Source organism: Streptomyces sp. NPDC048523 (assembly GCF_043199815.1).
GTDB lineage: Bacteria > Actinomycetota > Actinomycetes > Streptomycetales > Streptomycetaceae > Streptomyces.
The window spans coordinates 335,146-355,016 of the sequence record NZ_JBICWQ010000004.1 but is presented as its reverse complement, the minus strand read 5'-3'; the positions used below and the strand labels follow the sequence as shown (position 1 = coordinate 355,016).

Annotated in this window: 17 protein-coding genes; 10 read left to right on the top strand and 7 right to left on the bottom strand. The window is 70.3% G+C overall.

The window, feature by feature from the left end:
* Window positions 1–38 precede the first annotated feature (38 nt).
* From ACGFWE_RS22440 to ACGFWE_RS22430, 3 genes are all read right to left on the bottom strand, one after another.
* Complete coding sequence (locus tag ACGFWE_RS22440; RefSeq protein ID WP_393601202.1) at window positions 39–2,633, bottom strand: cellulosome protein; 2,595 nt, start codon at window positions 2,631–2,633, stop codon at window positions 39–41.
* A 124-nt stretch (window positions 2,634–2,757) separates the two neighbouring features.
* Entirely contained in the window at window positions 2,758–3,297 is a 540-nt protein-coding gene (locus ACGFWE_RS22435) for a MarR family transcriptional regulator (protein ID WP_352386560.1), read from the bottom strand.
* The gene (locus ACGFWE_RS22430; protein ID WP_393601200.1) at window positions 3,294–4,907 is read right to left on the bottom strand and encodes an FUSC family protein; all 1,614 of its coding nucleotides are present in this window, start codon (window positions 4,905–4,907) and stop codon (window positions 3,294–3,296) included. The genes ACGFWE_RS22435 and ACGFWE_RS22430 overlap by 4 nt, the downstream gene beginning before the upstream one ends.
* Window positions 4,908–5,067: 160 nt before the next feature.
* Between ACGFWE_RS22430 and ACGFWE_RS22425 the strand changes: the two genes are divergently transcribed.
* The 4 genes from ACGFWE_RS22425 (at window position 5,068) to ACGFWE_RS22410 (ending at window position 8,143) form a co-directional block, all read left to right on the top strand.
* Complete coding sequence (locus ACGFWE_RS22425) at window positions 5,068–5,598, top strand: DUF5134 domain-containing protein (protein ID WP_352386564.1); 531 nt, start codon at window positions 5,068–5,070, stop codon at window positions 5,596–5,598.
* A gap of 212 nt (window positions 5,599–5,810) precedes the next feature.
* Window positions 5,811–6,482 (top strand): phosphatase PAP2 family protein, encoded by a 672-nt coding sequence (locus tag ACGFWE_RS22420; protein WP_352386566.1) that lies wholly within the window; start codon window positions 5,811–5,813, stop codon window positions 6,480–6,482.
* A gap of 64 nt (window positions 6,483–6,546) precedes the next feature.
* Complete coding sequence (locus tag ACGFWE_RS22415; RefSeq protein WP_393601197.1) at window positions 6,547–7,239, top strand: HAD family hydrolase; 693 nt, start codon at window positions 6,547–6,549, stop codon at window positions 7,237–7,239.
* Window positions 7,240–7,468: 229 nt separating this feature from the next.
* Window positions 7,469–8,143 (top strand): helix-turn-helix domain-containing protein, encoded by a 675-nt coding sequence (locus ACGFWE_RS22410; RefSeq protein ID WP_352386570.1) that lies wholly within the window; start codon window positions 7,469–7,471, stop codon window positions 8,141–8,143.
* Here ACGFWE_RS22410 and ACGFWE_RS22405 read toward each other — a convergent pair.
* Window positions 8,131–9,633: an LVIVD repeat-containing protein gene (locus ACGFWE_RS22405; RefSeq protein ID WP_393601195.1), complete on the bottom strand. Its 1,503-nt coding sequence runs from the start codon at window positions 9,631–9,633 to the stop codon at window positions 8,131–8,133. The genes ACGFWE_RS22410 and ACGFWE_RS22405 overlap by 13 nt on opposite strands.
* Before the next feature lie 95 nt (window positions 9,634–9,728).
* Here ACGFWE_RS22405 and ACGFWE_RS22400 point away from each other — a divergent pair, with 95 nt between their 5' ends.
* Entirely contained in the window at window positions 9,729–10,397 is a 669-nt protein-coding gene (locus tag ACGFWE_RS22400) for a DUF305 domain-containing protein (RefSeq protein WP_393601958.1), read from the top strand.
* A 27-nt stretch (window positions 10,398–10,424) separates the two neighbouring features.
* Here ACGFWE_RS22400 and ACGFWE_RS22395 read toward each other — a convergent pair whose 3' ends face one another.
* Window positions 10,425–10,880, bottom strand: a complete 456-nt coding sequence (locus ACGFWE_RS22395; protein ID WP_352386573.1) for a DUF6214 family protein — start codon at window positions 10,878–10,880, stop codon at window positions 10,425–10,427.
* 159 nt (window positions 10,881–11,039) lie between these two features.
* On the opposite strand from ACGFWE_RS22395, the gene ACGFWE_RS22390 reads away from it, so the two are divergent.
* Both ACGFWE_RS22390 and ACGFWE_RS22385 read left to right on the top strand, forming a co-directional pair.
* On the top strand, window positions 11,040–12,380 hold the full coding sequence (locus tag ACGFWE_RS22390) for an FAD-dependent oxidoreductase (RefSeq protein ID WP_352386575.1): 1,341 nt from the start codon (window positions 11,040–11,042) through the stop codon (window positions 12,378–12,380).
* 90 nt (window positions 12,381–12,470) lie between these two features.
* On the top strand, window positions 12,471–13,859 hold the full coding sequence (locus ACGFWE_RS22385; protein ID WP_393601193.1) for a nucleobase:cation symporter-2 family protein: 1,389 nt from the start codon (window positions 12,471–12,473) through the stop codon (window positions 13,857–13,859).
* Here ACGFWE_RS22385 and ACGFWE_RS22380 read toward each other — a convergent pair.
* Window positions 13,779–14,132, bottom strand: coding sequence for a helix-turn-helix transcriptional regulator (locus ACGFWE_RS22380; RefSeq protein ID WP_352386578.1), 354 nt, complete (start codon window positions 14,130–14,132; stop codon window positions 13,779–13,781). The genes ACGFWE_RS22385 and ACGFWE_RS22380 overlap by 81 nt on opposite strands.
* Window positions 14,133–14,293: 161 nt before the next feature.
* Between ACGFWE_RS22380 and ACGFWE_RS22375 the strand changes: the two genes are divergently transcribed.
* Window positions 14,294–15,373: an NADH:flavin oxidoreductase/NADH oxidase gene (locus ACGFWE_RS22375; RefSeq protein ID WP_393601190.1), complete on the top strand. Its 1,080-nt coding sequence runs from the start codon at window positions 14,294–14,296 to the stop codon at window positions 15,371–15,373.
* 330 nt (window positions 15,374–15,703) lie between these two features.
* Here the strand turns inward: ACGFWE_RS22375 and ACGFWE_RS22370 are convergent, their stop codons facing one another.
* Window positions 15,704–17,005: a PHB depolymerase family esterase gene (locus ACGFWE_RS22370; RefSeq protein WP_393601188.1), complete on the bottom strand. Its 1,302-nt coding sequence runs from the start codon at window positions 17,003–17,005 to the stop codon at window positions 15,704–15,706.
* A gap of 1,014 nt (window positions 17,006–18,019) precedes the next feature.
* Here ACGFWE_RS22370 and ACGFWE_RS22365 point away from each other — a divergent pair.
* Complete coding sequence (locus tag ACGFWE_RS22365) at window positions 18,020–18,997, top strand: polysaccharide lyase family 1 protein (protein ID WP_393601186.1); 978 nt, start codon at window positions 18,020–18,022, stop codon at window positions 18,995–18,997.
* Between the two features lie 44 nt (window positions 18,998–19,041).
* Window positions 19,042–19,845: a pectate lyase gene (locus tag ACGFWE_RS22360; RefSeq protein ID WP_352386588.1), complete on the top strand. Its 804-nt coding sequence runs from the start codon at window positions 19,042–19,044 to the stop codon at window positions 19,843–19,845.
* Window positions 19,846–19,871: the final 26 nt, after the last annotated feature.

Sequence of the window (19,871 nt, the reverse complement as noted above, 5' to 3'; positions counted from 1 at the left end):
GCCGGAGCGGCCCGCGCTCCCGGACCGTCGCCGGCGGGTCAGGCAGGTGCCTCCTCCGGGGCGAGCGGCGTCACCGTGACCTGGTCGATGACGGGGGCGTAGGCGGAGCGCCGGCCGAACTCGTTCGTGGTGTCGCCGGCGAAGTCGGGGAGCTCGTCGGCGGTGAGGGTGAGCGTGTTGAGCCCCGGGCGCAGAGTGACGGGTACGGACAGGTTCCAGAAGTTGTTGAAGTGGAAGGTGGTGGGGAACAGGACGCGGTGGGCAGGGGCGCCGTTGACGGAGACGTCGGCGTGACGGCAGACCGGGTCCGGGTTGTAGTGGGTGGAAGGGGGCTGCTCGCCGTTGGAGTAGCGGATCGTCAGCGCGTGGCGTCCGGCGCGGTCCGCCGTGACGGTCAGGGTGAGCGCGTTCGCGGGCCCGGCGCCGACGCCGTCGACCGCCTTGCCGCCCGTGGCGTACGGATATCCGGTGACCCTTGCCGCGCCGGTCAGGACGCCTTCCTCGGCGGCGTACGCGGTGGTGGGCAGGAGGCCGCGGGAAGGGGCGACCCGCAGCCGGTCGACGATCAGCCGGTCCGAAGTCCCGGTGACCGTGATCTTGTTGACGCCCCCGGCCAGGAAGAGGGGTGCGGCGCCACGCTCGATGCTCCCGGTCTCCTCGCCGTTGACGCTCAACAGGCCCTCTCCGGGCCCGAGCACGTCGACGGTCACGGAGGCCTCGCCGTCGTCGGCCGCGTACACCCAGAAGGTGACGGTGCCGGCCCTCGGGAGCACGGCGACCCCGGGTCCCGAGGCGCCGCGGTGGGCGTGGCTGACCCGGGCCCCGCCGCCGAGGTCCGCGAACTCGGCGTCGTACAGGGCGGTTTCCTCCTTCTCCCGCAGCACGACGTCCAGCTTGTCGATGACGGCGTCGCCCTTGGTGACCCCGAGGTCGCGGTCCTGGGCGGCGAGGGTGATCCGGTGGCGGCCCTCGGTGAGCTCGACCCGGGTGTCGGTGTGGCCCCACACCGCCCACTTGTAGCCGAGCGGCAGCCGCAGCTCGCGCGGGTCCTCGCCGTCCACGCGCAGGAAGACGTTGGTGGGACCCTGTTCGCGCACCAGTTCGGCGAGGTTGTGCGAGCCGGCGAACACCACGAGGTCATAGGTCCCGTCCTCGGGGACCTCGACGTCGAAGGCGAGCACACCGTCGGAGCCGGTGCGCAGGCCACCCACGTGGTAGCCGCCGGACGTGGCGAACCGGTCGACGGCGGACGGGGATCCCTCGGGCCCGTTCTTCGAGTAACCGCCGCCCGTGTAGCTCGCATCCTCGGCCTCGTAGGTCCGCCTCCAGCGCACCACGGGCGGCAGGGACACGGCTCCGTTGCCGCCCGGCGACAGGATCACCTGGTAGGCGGACATCTCGTCGAGGTCGGCCAGGCTCAGCGTCATCTTGCCGTCCGCGACCGGAAGTTCCTGGTCCAGCAGCCGCAAGGGCTGTGCGCCGGAGCCCACTTGGCCCGTCCAGGGGATTTCCACCAGACGTGCATGGACCACGGTGCCGAACACCTCCACGTCCACGCCCTCGAACACGATGTCCACCGCGCCGCCCGCACCCCCGAACACCGCCCTGGCCTGGCGCTTGTCCCGGTCGAGGGTGGCGACGCCCTGCAGGGTGTACTGCGCGTCGGGGTGCGGGGCGAGGACCCGGACGGTGTTCCCGGTCAGCTGTCCGTAGGCGTTGTACAGCCACCACTGGCCGTTGGCCTTGTTCGCCTCCACCGCCGAGTCGTTGAGATTGCCGGCGATGTTCCAGTACGCGAGGTCGGCGTCGACCTTCGACTCCTCGATCGCGGCGATCCACTGGATCATCTGGCCGGGGACGGAGACGTGGTAGTTGTGCGCGTACTCGTTGATGTTGACGGGCAGCGGGCCGATGCCCAACTCCCGCTCCAGTTCCCGGTACTCGGCTATGTTGGTGCGGACCTCGGCGGGCGAGGACAGCTCGTGCCAGGTGACGATGTCGGGCAGCACGTCGTGCGACTTCGCGAACTCCAGGAAGTCCCTGACCTCGGGGTACAGAATGCAGGTGTTCGGTCCGGCCACCCGGGCGTCCGGGTCGAGTTCCTTGATGAGGCGGTACGCGGTTTCCCAGGCGGCGAAGTAGTGGTCCGGCCGGGTCCGCCAGGAGACCCCGTCGTAGCTCCACTCGCCCTCACCGAACATGTTGCCCTCGGGCTCGTTGAACGGCACGTACACGACGTGGGACTTCAACTCCCCCAGGGTCAGGACGTGTTGGACCTGGCGGCGGATCACCCCCAGGTGCCCGGCGAGCCGCTCCTCACCGGTGGCACCCGGCCACTCGTACGGAAACCCCCGGTAGAAGTCGGGCAGGTAGACGTAGACGTCCTTGCCGCCCGCCGCGACGAACGGCGGCAGGATCTCCAGGGCGTCGCCGCCGGGATGCTGGGTACCGTCCTGGGCCTTGGTCGTCACCGTGCGCGGGTACATGCCCTCGACCACGGTGCGGCTGGGCACGCCGTCGCCGTAGAGGCCGTAGAGCGTGCCGCTCGCTCCCCCGTGGAAGGGGCCGGTCTCGGTGCCGAGGTCGATGGTGAGCTTCTCGGGGGCGGGACCTTCGGCTGCCACGGCATCCATCCTTCGTTCGACACTCCGTACGACAGTCGATGATCCGCACCGACCTGGTCGAACGTAGGAAGCGCGGGTGGACCGCGTCAACAGGCAGCGGGCTTCGAAACTTCCGAAACCGCAGGTCGGAGGGTCAGACGCGCAGCACTCCCAGGCTGCCCTCCAGGCGGCCGAGCAGCTCCCCGAGCCGCGCGGCGAGTTCGTCCCGCGCCTCGGGCGTCAGCACCGACAGTACGGCCGTCTCGTACGCCAGTTGCTCGGGCAGGATCCCGTCGACCAGCTCACGGCCGGCCTCGGTGAGACGGACGTGGGCCACACGGCGGTCGCGGGTGTCGCTCCGGCGCTCCACCAGGCCCCGTTCGGTCAGCTGTTTGACGCGCTTGGTGACGGCGGCGCCGGAGGAGAAGGTCTCGCGGGCCAGGTCGCCGGGGGTGAGTTCGTGGCCGGTGCGGCGCAGCGCGCCGAGCAGGTCGAACTCGGGGCGGCTGAGCCCGGCCCGGCGCAGGGGGGCGTCCTCGGCCTGCTGGAGGAGGGCGGCACAGCGGTTGACGCGGCCGATGATCTCCATGGGACCGGTGTCGAGGCCGGGATGGACGGTCTGCCACTGCCGGACGACGGCGGCGACGGTGTCGTTTCTCGTCGGGTCCGCCGGTCGGCCGTTCGGTGCCGTCATGGACGTACGCCCTCCGTTCTGTGGTGCCGGATCGTCGCGGCGAGCGTACGGTGTGCGGCCTGCTCGACGCGCACGACCCTCTCCTGGGGCAGGGCGCGTTGCCACCATTCGCCGGACGCGGCCTCGACGGTGGCCCGCAGGTCGACCAGGGCGGTGGCGAGGGTGCGGCGGGCCAGGTCGAGGGCGCCGGGGGCAGGGTGCGGCTCGGCCAGGAGGCGGGCCGTGCGGTCACGGGCGCCCTCCACCGCGGCCAGCGACCGCTCGACCCGGTCGCCCGCGCGCCGGTTGGTGACCGCTATGGCGGCGACGAATCCGACCAGCGCCCCGACGAAGGTGTCCACGACCCGTTCGGTGATCAGCCGGCCCGGCTCCTGGCGACCGGCGAACTCGGTGATGAGCAGGGCCATCGGGGTCACGCAGACGCTGCCGAGCCAGTAGTTGCGGGCGATGAGCGCCTCGGCGCCGAAGTTGAAGGCCAGGCAGCACAGGACGAGCGCGGCGGGCCCGAGATGGGCGAGCGGGACGACGGCGGCGAACACCAGCACCCCGACGAGGTTGCCGACGACCCGCTGGACGCCCCGGCTCCAGGTGAGGGTGATGTTGGCCTGGTAGAGGGAGGCCGCGGTGACCAGGGCCCAGTAGGGGCGGCCGATGCCGAGAGCGAGGGAGGCGTACCCGGCGAGGGCGCAGCCCAGGGCGGTGCGTACGGCGATCGGGGCGAGCATGCGCCACACCGGGTGGGCCGGGGCGGCGAGTTCGATGTCCACGCCGAGGAGTTCGTCGTCGTCCGGCGCCTGCGGGACGGGGGCTGTGCCGCGCAGGTCGCCGGCCCAGGCGCGCAGACGGTCCGGGTCCGCGTCGGCGGGGGCGGCGAGGGCGACCTCGGCGCGGACGACGAGGCGTTCGAGGGCGCGCCGGGTTGCGGAGCGGGCTCCGGCCGACAGGAGGGTCTGCCAGGCGGCCTGCACGGCGGCGTGGGCGGTTCCGCTCGCATGGGAGCGCGGGTTTTCCGCGTACGCGGCAGCCGCGTCCAGGGCGCGGGCGGTGGCCCGTCGCTCCGGACCGTGCGGCCGCAGCAGGCCGGGGGCCATGCCGATCAGCCAGGCCCAGGCACCCGCCGCGAGGGCCAGGGCGAGATGGCCGGGAACCTGGGCGAGGGTCTGCGGGGCGAACAGGGAGGCGGAGCTGATGAAGGTGAGGACCACATGGCCGGGCGGGCCGATCCGGGTGGCGTCGCAGAGGGTCTTCTGCACGGCGGCCACCAGCGCCCCGACGGTGACCAGCACCACCGCGCTGCCGGTGAGCGAGGCGGCGACCAGGCCGACGCCGAGGCCGGCGACCATGCCGAGCACCACCCAGGCCAGGGTGCGGGCGCGGGCGGCGTAGGGCCGGTTGTGGGCGTACAGCGCGCACAGGGACCCGGCCATGGTGTACATCGCCAGGTCGAGACGGCCGAGGGCCAGCAGGACCAGGTTGGACGGGGCGACCGCGACCACGACGCTCAGGGCGGGCTTGAACCAGATGTCGGAGGGCCTGCCGACGCGAAGCACGCCGGCCAGCGGGAGACGGCGTACGCGCGGGGTGTCGGTGTGGGGGGTCGCACTGCTCATGAGTCAATACTTTAACAGGTGTTTTACCTGTGAACGATGTCAGGAACATCACCCTGACCTGCCGTGCTCCGCCGCACGCTCCCCGCGTACACCCTTGCGCTCGATTGCGCACCGCGTGGCCCGGGCATTCCTTGACCGACCGTCGAGCGGGGAGGTGGGCGTGCACGGACCGGCTTCGCCCGGCTGGCTGCTGGTCGCGCTCTGCGCGGCGACCGGGGTGTACTGCCTGCTGCGGATGCGCAGCAGCGTCGAGGAGCAGCGCCGGGCCGCGGGCGGTGAGGCGCTGATGGGCTTCGGGATGGCCGCGATGGCCGTACCGGCGGCCGTGTTCACGCCACCGGCGTGGGTCTGGCCGCTGTGCACGGCTGTGTTCGGCGGGGCCGCGCTGCGCGCGCTGTGGGCGGCGCGCACGAGCACTCATCATCTGCATCACCTGGTGGGGGCGGGGGCCATGGTCTACATGGCGGTGGTGATGGCGGCCTCCCCCGGCCACCACGGCGCTTCGGGAGTCCCCGTGGTGACGGGCGTACTGCTCCTCTACTTCGCGGGATACGTCCTGCTGTCCGGCGCCCGTCTGATACCGGTGACCGCCGCCGGCGGCAGCGTCGGCTGGGGCGACCGCCCCGAACTCGCGCGGGCGTGCCGCCTGTCGATGGGCATCGCGATGGTGGCCATGCTGCTGACGCTCTGACGTACGCGGCGACGCGCCCCCCTACGCGAACACCGACCACTGGGACAGCGACAGGCGGCGTGGCATACACCCACGGATCCCGGGGAACCCGGCACGACCATGCCCCCCAACGCGAGCAGCCGGCCATGACCGCGGCCCCGGACCACGGACCGTCCGGCCCACCCGCGCCCCGGAATTCGCCCCCCACCGCACAGGTCGGCGAGGATCGCAGTATGCACACCCAGTCCGTCGACTCCCCGCCCCGTCCCCCGGAGCACCGGACCGCCGCCCGCGCGAGCGGTGTCCTCGCCCTGTGCTCGGTGCTGCTGCTCGTCCTGGTCGTGGCCAAGTGGCATCCGCTGCTCACCGTGGACGGCGACATCGCCGACACCACCCACCGCTGGGCGGTCGACGAACCGGGGCTCACGCATGCCTTCCGCATCCTCACGGACTGGGTCTGGGACCCGTGGGCGATGCGCATCCTGGCAGCGGTCGCGGCGATCTGGCTGGTGTGGCGACGCAATGCCCGCTGGACCGCCGTATGGCTGGTGGCCACATGTGCGCTGGGCACACTGCTCCAGCAGGTCCTGAAGGCCGCGGTCGGCCGCGAACGCCCCGTCTGGCCCGACCCTGTCGACACCGCGCACTTCGCGGCCTACCCGTCGGGCCACGCGCTGACGGCCACGGTCGTGTGCGGCCTCCTCCTGTGGCTCCTCCATCACTACGGCGTCGGCCGCGCCCTGTGGCTCACGGGCCTGACCCTCGCCGTGATCTCCGTCGTGGGCGTCGGCCTGACACGCATCTGGCTGGGCGTCCACTGGCCCTCCGACGTCCTCGGCGGGTGGTTCCTGGGCGCCCTGCTCGTGACCCTGGCGGTGATGGTCCACCGGCGCTGTCGGCCGTGAGGTACAGCCCCGGGCGGGTCTGCGGCCCTCGGGACCCGTCCGCGCCGAGCCGTAAGATCACCGTATGACTGCCGTCCTGTTCGACTTCTCGGGAACCCTCTTCCGGATCGAGTCCACCGACTCCTGGCTGAGGGCTGTCCTCGACGAGGCGGGACCGACCCTCACCGACGCCGAGTTGAGGCGGGCCGCGCGGGAGCTGGAGAACGTGGGGGCGTTGCCCGGCGGGGTGGCACCGCGGGTGCCGATGCCGGACGAGCTCGCCGCCCTGTGGGCGATCCGGGACGAGAGCGCCGAGCTGCACCGGGCCGCGTACACCGGGCTTTCGCGGCTCGTCACGCTGCCGGATCCCGCACTGCACGAGGCGCTGTACGACCGGCACATGCTCCCCGCCGCCTGGCAGCCGTATCCCGATGCCGCCGAGGTGCTGCGCGCGCTGCGCGAGCGCGGGATCAAAGTGGGCGTGGTCAGCAACATCGGCTGGGACCTGCGTCCGGTCTTCCGCGCGCACGGACTCGATCCGTTCGTCGACGTGTATGTGCTGTCGTACGAACACGGCATCCAGAAGCCGGACCCCCGGCTGTTCAAAACGGCCTGCACGGCGCTCGGTGTCGAGCCCCGGGACGTCCTCATGGTCGGCGACGACCGGCGGGCGGACGGCGGTGCCGCGGCCCTCGGCTGCGCAGTGCACTTCGTGGATCATCTGCCGGCCGCACAGCGGCCCGACGCACTGCGGTCCGTCCTCGGCCTGGTGGGCTGACGGGCGGGATCGACGCCCGCGACCGGCACCGGAAAAAAGTGGCCGAAAACCGGGTGGCCACCCCGCCGAGAAGGTCGCCTGAGCACACCATTGGGTCGTATGCTCGCCCACCCTGGACGATCCCCCGCGTCGCCCAGAGCAGGCGGCAGCCCCGACCATGCCTTTTTCGGGCCGGTCCGGACGCACTGAGTATAGTTGGCTGATAGCCAGTCAACGCAGGAGTTACAGCATGTCCCCGCGCAGCGCCTCGGTCAATGAAGAGCTGCGCCGTCGTTCCCGGGAGCGGCTCCTGCAGGCGGCGGTCGAACTGGTCTCCGAGCGCGGTTACGAGGCGACGACCCTCGGCGACATCGCGGACCGGGCCGGTTCGGCGCGCGGTCTGGTGTCGTACTACTTCCCCGGCAAGCGCCAACTCGTGCAGTCCGCAGTGCACCGGCTCATGCACCGCACGCTGGAGGAGGCGCTGGAGCGCGAGCCGCGCACCGAGGACGGCCGGGAGCGGATGGCCCGGGCCATCGACGCGGTCCTGGGTCTGGCCCGGGACCGGACGGTGCTGATGCGCCAGCACATGGCGGGTCTGCTGGACACCGAGGGCTTCGTGGAGTGCCCGGAGCAGCAGCGCCTCGCCGAACTGCTGCGGGACACGATGGAGCGGCACGGTTCGCAGACGGTCGGGACCGACTATCCGATGCTGCGCTCGCAGCTCATGGGCGCGGTCTACGCGATGGTCCTGCCGAACGTTCCGATGTCGCTCACGACCCTGCGCGCCGAGCTGTTCTCGCGTTACCGGCTCGACTGGGAGCAGGGCGTCCCGCCGGGCACCGGGGCACCCGACGGGACGTACGGCACGGACCTGTCGCGTTTCTTCGAGACGGGCGCGGAGCCCGTGGATCAGTCGAAGTAGTCCGGCTGCGTCTGGACGTTGAGCTCGCCGAGCCGCACCTTCCTGGCCGGGTCCGTGCGCTTGTCGCTGAGCTTCAGGACGTCGAAACCCTTGGCGATGTCGTTCGAGTAGATGTAGCCGTTGTAGTAGTACGCCGACCAGGAGCCGCCCACCGTGAGCGCGCCGGTGGTCAGCGGGCCGCGCTCGAAGTACGCGATCTCCTTGGGCTTCGAGGAGTTGGTGAAGTCCCAGACGGAGACGCCGCCCTGGTACCAGGCCTGGACCATGAGGTCCTTGCCCTTGACCGGGATCAGCGAGCCGTTGTGGGCCACGCAGTTCTCGGTGCCGGCCTGGTGGCGCGGGATCTTGTAGTAGCTGCGGAAGACGAGCTTGCGCTTGTCGCCCTTGCCGACGATGTCGTAGATGCCGTCGGCGCCGCGGTTCGGACCGATCTCCGCGTTGCAGGTGGCCGCACCGCCGCCGCCCAACTCGTCGGTGAAGACGACCTTGTTCGCCTTCTGGTTGAAGGTCGCCGAGTGCCAGAACGCGAAGTTCACGTTGTCCTGCACCCGGTCGATGACCTTCGGGTGCTCGGGGTCCTTGATCGAGAACAGGATGCCGTCACCCATGCAGGCGCCCGCTGCCAGGTCCTTGTCCGGGAGCACCGTGATGTCGTGGCAGCCGGTGGTCTTGGAGACACCCGGGTTGGTGGGCGAACCGGGGTTGCCGCCGCCGTCGGGGCCCTCGCCGGGGAAGAGCACCGGGAAGTTGACGACCGCCGCCTTCTCGGGGGCGTTGCGCGGCACCTTGATGACGGAGATGCCGTCATGCGGCGGTTGGCAGTCGGGATAGGCCGCGTTCGGCGAGTACGAGGAGACGTAGAGGTAGACGTTTTTGCGCTCGGGCACCAGGGTGTGGGTGTGCGAGCCGCAGGCGGTCTCCACGGCGGCGACGTATTTCGGGTTGCTCTTGTCGCTGATGTCGAAGACCTTCATGCCCTCCCACGACGACTTCTCGGTCGCGGGCTGGGTGGTGCTGCTGCAACTGCTGTCACTGCGCGAGGAGTCGGTGGACAGGAACAGCAGGTTCCCGGAGACGGAGATGTCGTTCTGCGATCCGGGGCACAGCACCTGGGCGATCGTCTTCGGCGCCTTCGGGTTGCTGATGTCGAAGACGCGGAAGCCGTCGTAGTTGCCGGCGAAGGCGTACCGGCCCTGGAAGGCCAGGTCCGAATTGATGCCGGGCAGGGCGTCCTTGGGGATGTTGACGAGGTGCTCGATGTTGTCGGAGTGGACGATCTCGTCCTGGCCGGGTATCTCGCCGTCGGCGATCGCCGCCTTCACCTCGGCCTCGGTGCTCTTGGAGACCTCCTTGCCCGCCGCCGGGCCGTCCCCGGGGTCGGGGGTCGCGGCGGCCGGGCCCGCGGTCAGCAACGCGGCCAGGAGACCCACGGCCGCCGTGGCAACTCCCAGTCGTCTGTGCCGGGTTCGGGACTCTTTCAACAGGATCACTGTTTCCTCCCTGTGCCGTTCATGTGGAACGGTTCACACGTCCCCGCAGTATCGTCTTCACCATGCACAGATCAACAGAGGGCAACGAACCTGTAATGAAGGGACCATGGGTGGCCACTGTGCTCCTCGGCCGCGCTCCGTACGCGACGGCCGCTCTGGCCGCTCTCGCAGCCCTGGCCCTCGGGGGCTGCGACTCGGGCGCGGACCCGAAGTCCGCCCCGGCGACCGGGCCTTCGGTGCTGGTGCCCGGCAAGCCCGGTGAGGCGAACCGCACTCTGTCCGCCGAGGACGCACAGGAGCAGCGGGCCGACGACGACACGCCCAACTCGGCGGACGTCTCGTATGTGCGGATGATGATCGCGCACCACGCCCAGGCCCTGGAGCTGACCGAACTGGCCCCGCGGCGGGCCGAGTCGGCCAAGCTCAAGGCCCTCGCCGAGCGGATCTCGGCCGCACAGGGACCGGAGATCAGCGCGATGAGGGCCTGGCTGAAGGAGTACGGCCAGTCCGAGAAGAGCGACGGCCACGCGCACGCCACGATGCCCGGCATGGCGACCGAGGCGCAGGTCAAGAAGTTGCGCGCGGCGAAGGGGAAGGCCTTCGACGAGCTCTTCCTCACCCTGATGATCACTCACCACGAGGGGGCGATCACCATGGCGACGGACGTGAAGGGGCAGGGCAACAACGTCCGGATCGAGGAGATGGCCGACGACGTGGTGGCCCAGCAGACGAGCGAGATCAACCGGATGCGGGACCTGCTCTGAACGGCGTGCTCCGGTGAACTCGGCAGTTCAGCGCCGTGCGTGACGTGGTGTCAGGAACCCCGCGTCGCGCGCCTGGGAGATGAGCCGGAGTGACTTGCGGCGGCTGTGCCCGGTCGCGCACATCACGGCGAGGACCGGGTCGACGCCGTCCTCCTGGGCGGCCCGGTACTCCTCGGCGATCAGCCGGCACCCTTCCATGCCACGCGGCCAGGCGGGCCGGGCACGGCTGCCCAACTGCTCCGCGGTGCCGGGAGGCACGACTCCACAGGCCTCGAACAGCGGGCCCTCGATCCAGTCGCCGAGGGCGCCCAGGTCCTCGAGCGACAGCGCCGGCTGCGCCCGTACGTCCTCCAGGGACACGCCGCCTTCGGCCACCACCGCGAGCGTGTCCACCCGGGCACCGTCGGCGAAGGCGAGCCGGACGTGGAACCACGCCATCGCGCCCCCGTCCTCCCGCACTTCCCACGCGGGCCATACGGACACGCTGCCGTCCGTCGGACAACGATCAGAAAGATTAAGAAAGGATGCTTCTAGCACACACGCAACGTAACCGCATGATCGCACCCCCTATGAACGGACACGCGTACGCGTGCCGCGCGCAGCACCCTGTCAGCGGAGCGGTGGCGGTGCGATCCTGGAAACATGCGTGTCGCCGTCGTCGGCTCCGGGCCCAGCGGGTGCTACACCGCCCAGAGCCTCGTCCAGCAGGACCCGGACGTGCTCGTCGACGTCCTGGACCGGCTGCCGTGCCCGTACGGCCTGGTGCGCTACGGCGTGGCACCTGACCACGAGAAGATCAAATCGCTCCAGAACAACCTGCGGGCCGTCCTGGAGCACGAGCGGGTGCGGTTCCTCGGCGGTGTGGAGATCGGCCCCGGCGGGGTGCCTGCCGCGCGGCTGCGCGAGCTGTACCACGCCGTCGTGTACTGCGTGGGCGCCGCGACCGACCGGCATCTCGGGATCCCTGGCGAGGAGCTGCCGGGCAGCTGGTCGGCGACGGAGTTCGTGTCCTGGTACAGCGCGCATCCCGACTCCACGGCCGACGGTTTCGTGGCCGGCGCCCGGTCGGCGGTCGTCATCGGTGTGGGCAACGTCGCCGTGGACGTGACGCGGATGCTGGCGCGCGGGACGACCGAGCTCAGCCCGACCGACATCCCGCATCCGGCGCTCACCGCGCTGGCGGCCAGCCGGGTGACGCAGGTCCACATGGTGGGCCGGCGGGGCCCTTCCCAGGCCCGCTTCACCACCAAGGAGCTGCGCGAGCTGGGTTCACTGCCGGACACCGAAGTGGTCGTCCAGCCGGAGGAGTTGGCGCTGGACCCGGCGTTCCTCGATCCCGCCCCCCTGCCGGCACCGCAGCGCCGCAACGTGGAGGTGCTGCGCGGCTGGGCGGCCGCGGAGTCACGGCCGTCCGCCCGCAGGATCTCGCTGCGCTTCTTCCTGCGTCCGGTCGAACTCCTCGCCGACGGCGGCCGCGTGGGCGCGGTCCGCTTCGAAAGGACGGTGCCGGACGGGCGTGGCGGTGTGCGCGGCACGGGGGAATTCGAGGAGATCGAGGCGCAGTTGGTGCTGCGCTCGGTGGGCTACCGGGGAATGCCGGTGCAGGGGCTGCCGTTCGACGCGGAGAGCGGCACGGTGCCCAACGTCGACGGCCGTGTCGTGCAGGGCGGTTCCGCGGTCCCGGGAGAGTACGTGGCCGGCTGGATCAAGCGCGGCCCGACAGGCGTGATCGGCACCAACCGCCCGGACGCCAAGGAGACGGTGACCTCGCTGCTCGAGGACGTCCCCACGCTCGTACACAAAGAACTGCGCGGGGACCCGCTCGACGCACTGCGGACAGCCGGGGCCGAAGTGGTGGAGTGGGCGGGCTGGTGCGCCATCGAGCAAGCCGAGGCGCAGCTCGGTGCGTCACTGGGCCGGGGCGTGGTGAAGCTCCCGGACTGGCAGTCCCTGATGAACGCGGTGCACGGCAGTGCTTCTTAGGGGCGCGTGCACCCCTTTGCCCGCACCGGGCAACCAACCGGCAACACCCCGGAAATCAACAAACTGTTCAACGCCCTTACGGTTTCGGACATGGCCCCAACCACTCCTGTGCATCCCGTGGACGAAGTACCCCCGGTACGGCAGCTCGCCGCCTTCGGCCTCCAGCACGTCCTCGCGATGTACGCGGGCGCCGTGGCCGTTCCCCTGATCGTCGGCGGCGCGATGAAGCTGTCACCGGCGGACCTGGCATATCTGATCACCGCCGATCTGCTGGTGTGCGGCATCGCCACCCTCATCCAGTGCGTCGGCTTCTGGCGCTTCGGCGTACGGCTCCCGATCATGCAGGGCTGCACCTTCGCGGCCGTGTCCCCGATGGTCCTGATCGGCACGACGGGCGGCGGACTCCCGGCGATCTACGGCTCGGTGATCGTCGCGGGTCTCGCGATCATGCTGCTCGCACCGGTCTTCGGCAGGCTGCTCCGCTTCTTCCCGCCGCTGGTCACGGGCACGGTGATTCTGATCATCGGCATCTCCCTGCTGCCGGTCGCGGGCAACTGGGTGGCGGGCGGCGTCGGGTCGGCCGACTTCGGCGCGCCGAAGAACATCGCGCTGGCCGTGTTCGTCCTGGCGGTGGTGCTGGGGGTGCAGCGGTTCGCGCCGGCGTTCCTGAGCCGGATCGCGGTACTGATCGGCATCGTGGTGGGCCTGGTGGTGGCCGTTCCCTTCGGGTTCACGGACTTCGACGGTGTCGGGGACGCGGACTGGGTCGGGATCAGCACGCCGTTCCACTTCGGGGCGCCCACCTTCGAGTTCTCGGCGATCGTGTCGATGCTGGTCGTGGCGCTGGTGACGATGACCGAGACGACCGGCGACCTGATCGCGGTCGGCGAGATGACGGACCGCGGGGTCGAGCCGCGCTCCCTCTCGGACGGTCTGCGCGCCGACGGCCTGTCGACCGTGCTCGGCGGCGTCTTCAACACCTTCCCCTACACCGCGTACGCCCAGAACGTGGGCCTCGTCGGCATGACCCGGGTGCGCAGCCGCTGGGTCGTCGCCACGGCCGGCGGCATCCTGGTCCTGCTGGGCCTGCTGCCCAAGCTGGGCGCGGTGGTCGCGGCGGTACCCGCGCCGGTGCTCGGTGGGGCGGGCCTGGTGATGTTCGGTACGGTCGCGGCGAGCGGTCTGCGGACCCTCACCCAGGTGGACTTCAAGGGCAACCACAACCTGACGGTGGTGGCCGTCTCGGTGGCCATGGGCGTGCTGCCGGTCGGCGTGCCGACGATCTACGAGAAGTTCCCCGACTGGTTCCAGACGGTGATGAACAGCGGCATCAGCGCGGGCTGTCTGACGGCGATCGTGCTGAACCTGCTCTTCAACCACCTGCCCTCGAAGACCGCGTCAGGCGCTCCCGACCCGGACGGCCTGGCGGGCGGCGGCGTCGAGGAGGGTGTCGAGAAGCCCCGGGAAGAGATCGTCTAGGTCGTCCCGGCGCAGACCGTTCATCTTGGCCGTGCCCCGGTAGATCTGCCGGATCACCCCGCTCTCGCGCAGCACCCGGAAGTGGTGGGTGGTCGTCGACTTGGTGACGGGCAGGTCGAAGTGCGAACAGGAGAGCTCGTCGCCGACCGCGGCGAGCTCTCGCACGATCCGCAGGCGCATCGGGTCGGAGAGGGCGTGCAGGATGCCCTCCAGCCGGATCTCGCCGCGCTCCGGGTGCGGAAGGGTACGACTGCTGACGGCGGGGGAGGTCACGGCGGCTCCACTTCTCCAGAGTTCCCGGGGCTCTGCTCACTTGGGGACCGGCCCCCGGAGACCCCCATTGTACGAGACCTCTCGTAGTTTGACATCCGACGTACTACGATGCCTATCGTACGAGTCGACCAGCACCGGTCCCGTGACGATTGGAGCCCGCCGTGAGCGCACTCTTCGAGCCCTTCACCCTCCGCGACGTGACGATCCCGAACCGGGTGTGGATGCCGCCGATGTGCCAGTACTCGGCCGCTCCGGACGGCCCCGGGATCGGCGCCCCGGACGACTGGCACTTCGCGCACTACGCGGCCCGCGCGACCGGCGGGACGGGCCTGATCATCGTCGAGGCCACCGGCGTCAGCCCCGAGGGCCGCATCTCCCCCTACGACCTCGGCATCTGGAACGACACCCAGGTCGAGGCGTTCCGCCGCATCACCCGCTTCCTGGTCTCGCAGGGCACGGTCCCGGGAATCCAGCTCGCCCATGCGGGCCGCAAGGCGTCCACCGACCAGCCGTGGAAGGGCGGCGCGCCGCTCGCCCCGGACGCGGGGGGCTGGCAGCCGCTGGGCCCGAGCGCGCTGGCCTACGACGAGAACCACCCGGTCCCCACAGAGCTGACGTCCGATCAGATAGCCGGGGTGGTCGGTCAGTTCGCGGACGCGGCCCGCCGCGCGCTCGCCGCCGGTTTCGAAGTCGCCGAGATCCACGGCGCCCACGGCTATCTCATCGGCAACTTCCTCTCCCCGCACAGCAATCACCGCACCGACGAGTACGGCGGCTCGTACGAGAACCGCACCCGCTTCGCGCTCGAGGTCGTCGACGCGGTGCGCGAGGTCTGGCCCGACGACAAGCCCCTCTTCTTCCGCATCTCGGCGACCGACTGGCTGGAGGAGGGCGGCTGGACCCCGGACGACACCGTCCGCTTCGCCCACGACCTCCAGGCCCACGGCGTCGACCTCCTGGACGTCTCCACCGGCGGCAACGCGTCGGGCGTCCGCATCCCGGCCGAACCCGGATACCAGGTCCCCTTCGCCGCCCGCGTCAAGGCGGAGACCACCCTCCCGGTCGCCGCGGTCGGCCTCATCACGGACACCGAACAGGCCGAGAAGATCCTCTCCAACGGCGAGGCGGACGCCGTACTGCTGGGCCGCGAGCTGCTGCGGAACCCGTCCTGGGCACGGCATGCGGCACGCGAGCTGGGCGGAGAGGTGCGGGTGCCGGACCAGTACCACCGGTCCGTGTGACGCCGTTTCCGTAGGGGAATGGGTCCGGCGTCCCATTCGGGCGCGTCCGCCGAGCGGATCGACGGCGCGTCAATCGCGACAACTTCGGCCTGCACGCCGGCAGGGCCTCAGTTGATCACCGTCGGTTCAGGGTGGTCGGCCTGAGACACCCTGCCATCCTGCCTGCGGCTCGCGCTCGGTTCGATCGCCCTCCCTCTCGGAGGAGGCCCCGAGCGTGGAGCCGCGAATCGTCCTGGACATTCGGGCGCGGCAAGCGCCACGCCGTCCGGCGGGACGCCCGCGCACTGCGCCGGACCGCCCCGCCGGAGGACCGCGATGGCCGGTGAGTCCTCAACTCGACGTGCAGGTCGCTCCGTTGAGAGTGAAGCCACCCGGAGCCGCGCTGTTCCCGCTGTGGTTCGCCTGATAGCCGATGCTGACACTCGCGTTCGGTGCGATCGTGCCGTTGTACGTCGCGTTCGTCGCCGTCACCGCCCCGGAGGACGGGGTGTAGGTGGCGCCCCAGCCGTTGGTGATGGTCTGTCCGGCGGGGAGGGAGAAGGCCAGCTTCCAGCCGTTGACCGTCGTCGTGCCCGTGTTGGTGACGGTGACCGATGCGGTCAGGCCGGTGTTCCAGGCGTTCGTCGTGGCCGTCACCTTGCAGGCGCCGGGTTGGGGCTGGGGCTCGGGCGCGGGGCCGCCGGCGTTCAGGCCGAAGAAGGTCAGGGCGCGGTCGGCCATGCCCCAGCTGTACAGGTTGTGGCCGACGCCCTGGAGGCTGATCGCCTCGACGGGGGCGCGGTCACCGGTGGCGCCGTAGCGGGTGCGGGTCCAGCCGGAGACGGGCGAGTCGGTGGCGGCGGGCGTCTGGCTGACGCCGAGGACGTTCGTCCACTCCTTGATCTCCTCGCCGAAGTTCGGGTAGCGCAGCACGTCGTCCTCGGTGCCGTGCCACACCTGCATGCGCGGCCGGGTGCCGGTGTAGCCGGGGTAGGCGGCGCGGACCAGGTCGCCCCATTGCTGCGGGGTGTGGGTGACGGTGCCGCCCGAGCAGGCACTGTTCCACTCGGAACCGTCCGTCGTCGCGAAGCAGCCGAAGGGGACGCCGGAGAACGCCGCGCCCGCCGCGAACACGTCCGGGTAGTCGCCGAGCAGGACGTTCGTCATCATCGCGCCGGAGGAGATGCCGGTGGCGTAGATCCTGCCGGTGTCGGCGGAGTAGGTGTTCACGGTCCAGTCGATCATCGACTTGATGCCGACGGGGTCGCTGCCGCCGCCCCTCCTGAGGGCCTGCGGCGAGGACACGTCGAAGCACTTGCTGGACCGGGTGACCGAGGGGTAGATCACCACGAAGCCGTAGGTGTCGGCCAGTTGAGCCCACTCGGTGCCGTTGTACATGGCCGGTCCAGAGCCGGTGCAGTAGTGCACGGGGACGACGACCGCCGGGTGCGCGGTGACGTTCTCCGGCACGTACAGGTACATCTGGAGGTTGCTGGGATTGGCACCGAAGCCGGTGACCTCGGTGAGGGTCGCCGTGGGGACGGCCTCCGTGCGGGCCGATGCGGTGGGAACGGCGGCGAAGAGCGCCGCCGCGAGTAAGGCCAGCAGGGTCGGCAGTACGGAACTCAGCGGTCTCCTGAGGGTGGTGGACACGTCCTTGCCCCTCTCTTTCGGAAGGATCGGCAGGATGAGTTGATCAGGGTCAACAGGGCGATTCGCCACGGCAGTTGGGGGTACCTGAGACAGCTCGACGTGTCGGGAGATCGTGCCGACCGAGCACAACCGCTTCGACCCGTTCGAGGTGAGCCACGTGTACCGCGCCGCCGGGACCGGCAGTTGCCTGACGCTGGTGGAGGCCCTGGCCACCGGCTCCGACCGGCGCCGCCGGCGCCGCTGGTTCCGCGCCTGGACCGCGGCTTCTTGCGCGCGATGGGGAAGACCGGGGGCACGGCCGCGTACCGGTCGCCGATGTCCGGGCAAGTGCCCAAGGGGGTCAGGGACGCCTCGGCCGCCTGCCACCAGCCGACGAGGCTCGTGTGGGCGAGGCCCCGCGCGCCGGCGGTGTCCGCGGTCGTCGTGTGGACGTGCCGGCGACTCCTGTACCGGAAGACAGCCGGGCCCTTCACGGAGACGATCGGCCGGTCGGCGTCCGGCTCCGGGCCGTTCAGCGGGTCGGCGGAGATCCAGCCGAAGAACTCCGGCAGCGGGTCGGCCCGGTCGTCCGCGGCTGCCGGTCCGTTGGCGAGCGACATGAGTCCCGGGGCGAGCAAGGTGAGCACCGGGCCGCCGACAGACGTACGCATGCGTGGAGTCGCCACCGACTCACCCCCTCGGAAGCTCTCGGAGGACCTCGGAAATCTCGCGGAAGGCAAGCGTCCGGCGAGCATCGTGGCATGCACATGGCCGCCATGGAAGCGCTCCCACACGTCGAAAGAATTCGCTCGCCCTCGCCGCCCCCTCCCCCACCTGGGCGACCGAATGTCTTCTGCGCAAAGCGTTGACCAGAAAGCGCTTACCCTCTACGTTCCGTTCAGCGATGTGATCGACCCTCCCCACCTGGGTCCCCCATTGCCGCACTGCACTGCGTACACGGTTCAGCATGGCGAACTATTTTCACGTACATGACCACCAGGCGTCAGGCAGGCGCCACGAAGGGACGCACCCCGCATGCGTACTCGCCCCCCACGTACACAAGCGCAAAGATCCGCTCTGGCCGCCGGTACGGTCGCGCTCGCGACGGCGGCCGCCCTGGCCGCCCCTCAGTCGGCCGCGGCCGCCGAGACCTCCCCCATCGGTTTCGGCGCCGGAACGACCGGCGGCGGCAGCGCCTCCGCGGTCACCGTCTCCACGCTGAGCGCCTTCAAGACGGCCGTCACCGGCAGCACGGCGAAGGTCGTCAAGGTCAACGGTCTGATCTCGCTGAGCGGCTCGGTCGATGTCGGCTCCAACACCACGGTGCTGGGCGTCGGTTCGTCGTCCGGGTTCACCGGCGGCGGGCTGCGGCTGAAGAAGGTCACGAACGTCGTGGTCCGCAACCTGAACATCAGCAAGCCGCTCGCGCCGGCCGACGGCATCGAGGTGCAGGCCTCGACGAAGGTGTGGATCGACCACAACTCCTTCTCGGCGGACCGCGATCACGACAAGGACTACTACGACGGGCTGCTGGACATCAACCACGGCTCCGACAACGTCACGGTGTCCTGGAACACCTTCAAGGACCACTTCAAGGGCTCGCTCGTCGGCCACAGCGACAACAACGCGAGCCAGGACACCGGCCACTTGAAGGTGACGTACCACCACAACTGGTTCAACAACGTCAACTCGCGCATCCCCAGTCTGCGCTTCGGCACCGGGCACTTCTACGACAACTACGTCGTCGGCGCCGAGACCGCGGTGCACTCGCGCATGGGCGCCCAGATGCTCGTGGAGAACAACGTCTTCCGGAGCACCGGAGTCGCTGTCACCACGAACCGGAACAGTGACGTGGACGGCTACGCCAACCTGCGCGGCAACGACCTCGGTGGAGCCGCCACCGAGATCTCCCAGGTCGGCACCTTCACCACCGCTCCGTACAGCTACACCGCCGAGCCCGCCTCCTCCGTCGTCACCTCGGTGACGGGCGGCGCGGGCGCCGGAAAGCTCTGACACCCCCACACATCCACCCCCAGCAAGGAAGAAGGATTCGGGACATGACTTCTTCGGCACGTCCACGCGCGCGCAGGCGCGCGCTGACCGGAGCCATGGCCGCACTCGGCCTCTCGGTTGGCATGATCATGACACTCAATGCACCGACGGCGACCGCGGCCACCTGGCCCACGGCCAACGGCAGCCAGGCGGTCTCCTCGACCATCGAGCTGTCCGGCACCAAGGACTACGGGATGAAGCGCCTGTACGGCACGGGCGACCTGGGCAGCGACAGCCAGGACGAGGACCAGGGGCCGATCCTGAACCTGGCCGCGGGCACCGTCCTGAAGAACGTCATCATCGGGGCTCCCGCCGCCGACGGCATCCACTGCGCGGGCAGCTGCACGCTCCAGAACGTGTGGTGGGAGGACGTCGGCGAGGACGCGGCGACCTTCCGCGGCTCCTCGTCGTCGAACGTGTACACCGTCTCCGGCGGTGGCGCGAAGTCGGCGAGCGACAAGGTGTTCCAGTTCAACGGCGCCGGCACGCTCAACGTCTCCAACTTCGCGGTGCAGGGCTTCGGCACCTTCGTCCGCTCCTGCGGCAACTGCTCGACGCAGTACAAGCGGACGATCAACCTCAACACCATCGAGGCGACCTACTCGGGCAACAAGCTCGTCGGCATCAACACCAACTACGGCGACAGCGCGACCCTGAAGAAGATCACGATCGTGGGCGACACCAGCAAGAAGATCATCCCGTGCCAGAAGTACATCGGGAACAACTCGGGCAAGGAGCCGACCACGAACGGCTCCGGACCTGACGGTACGTACTGCAAGTACGCGGCCTCGGACATCACCTACAAGTAGCCGCTCGGCTGCTGAAGGCGGCCGTA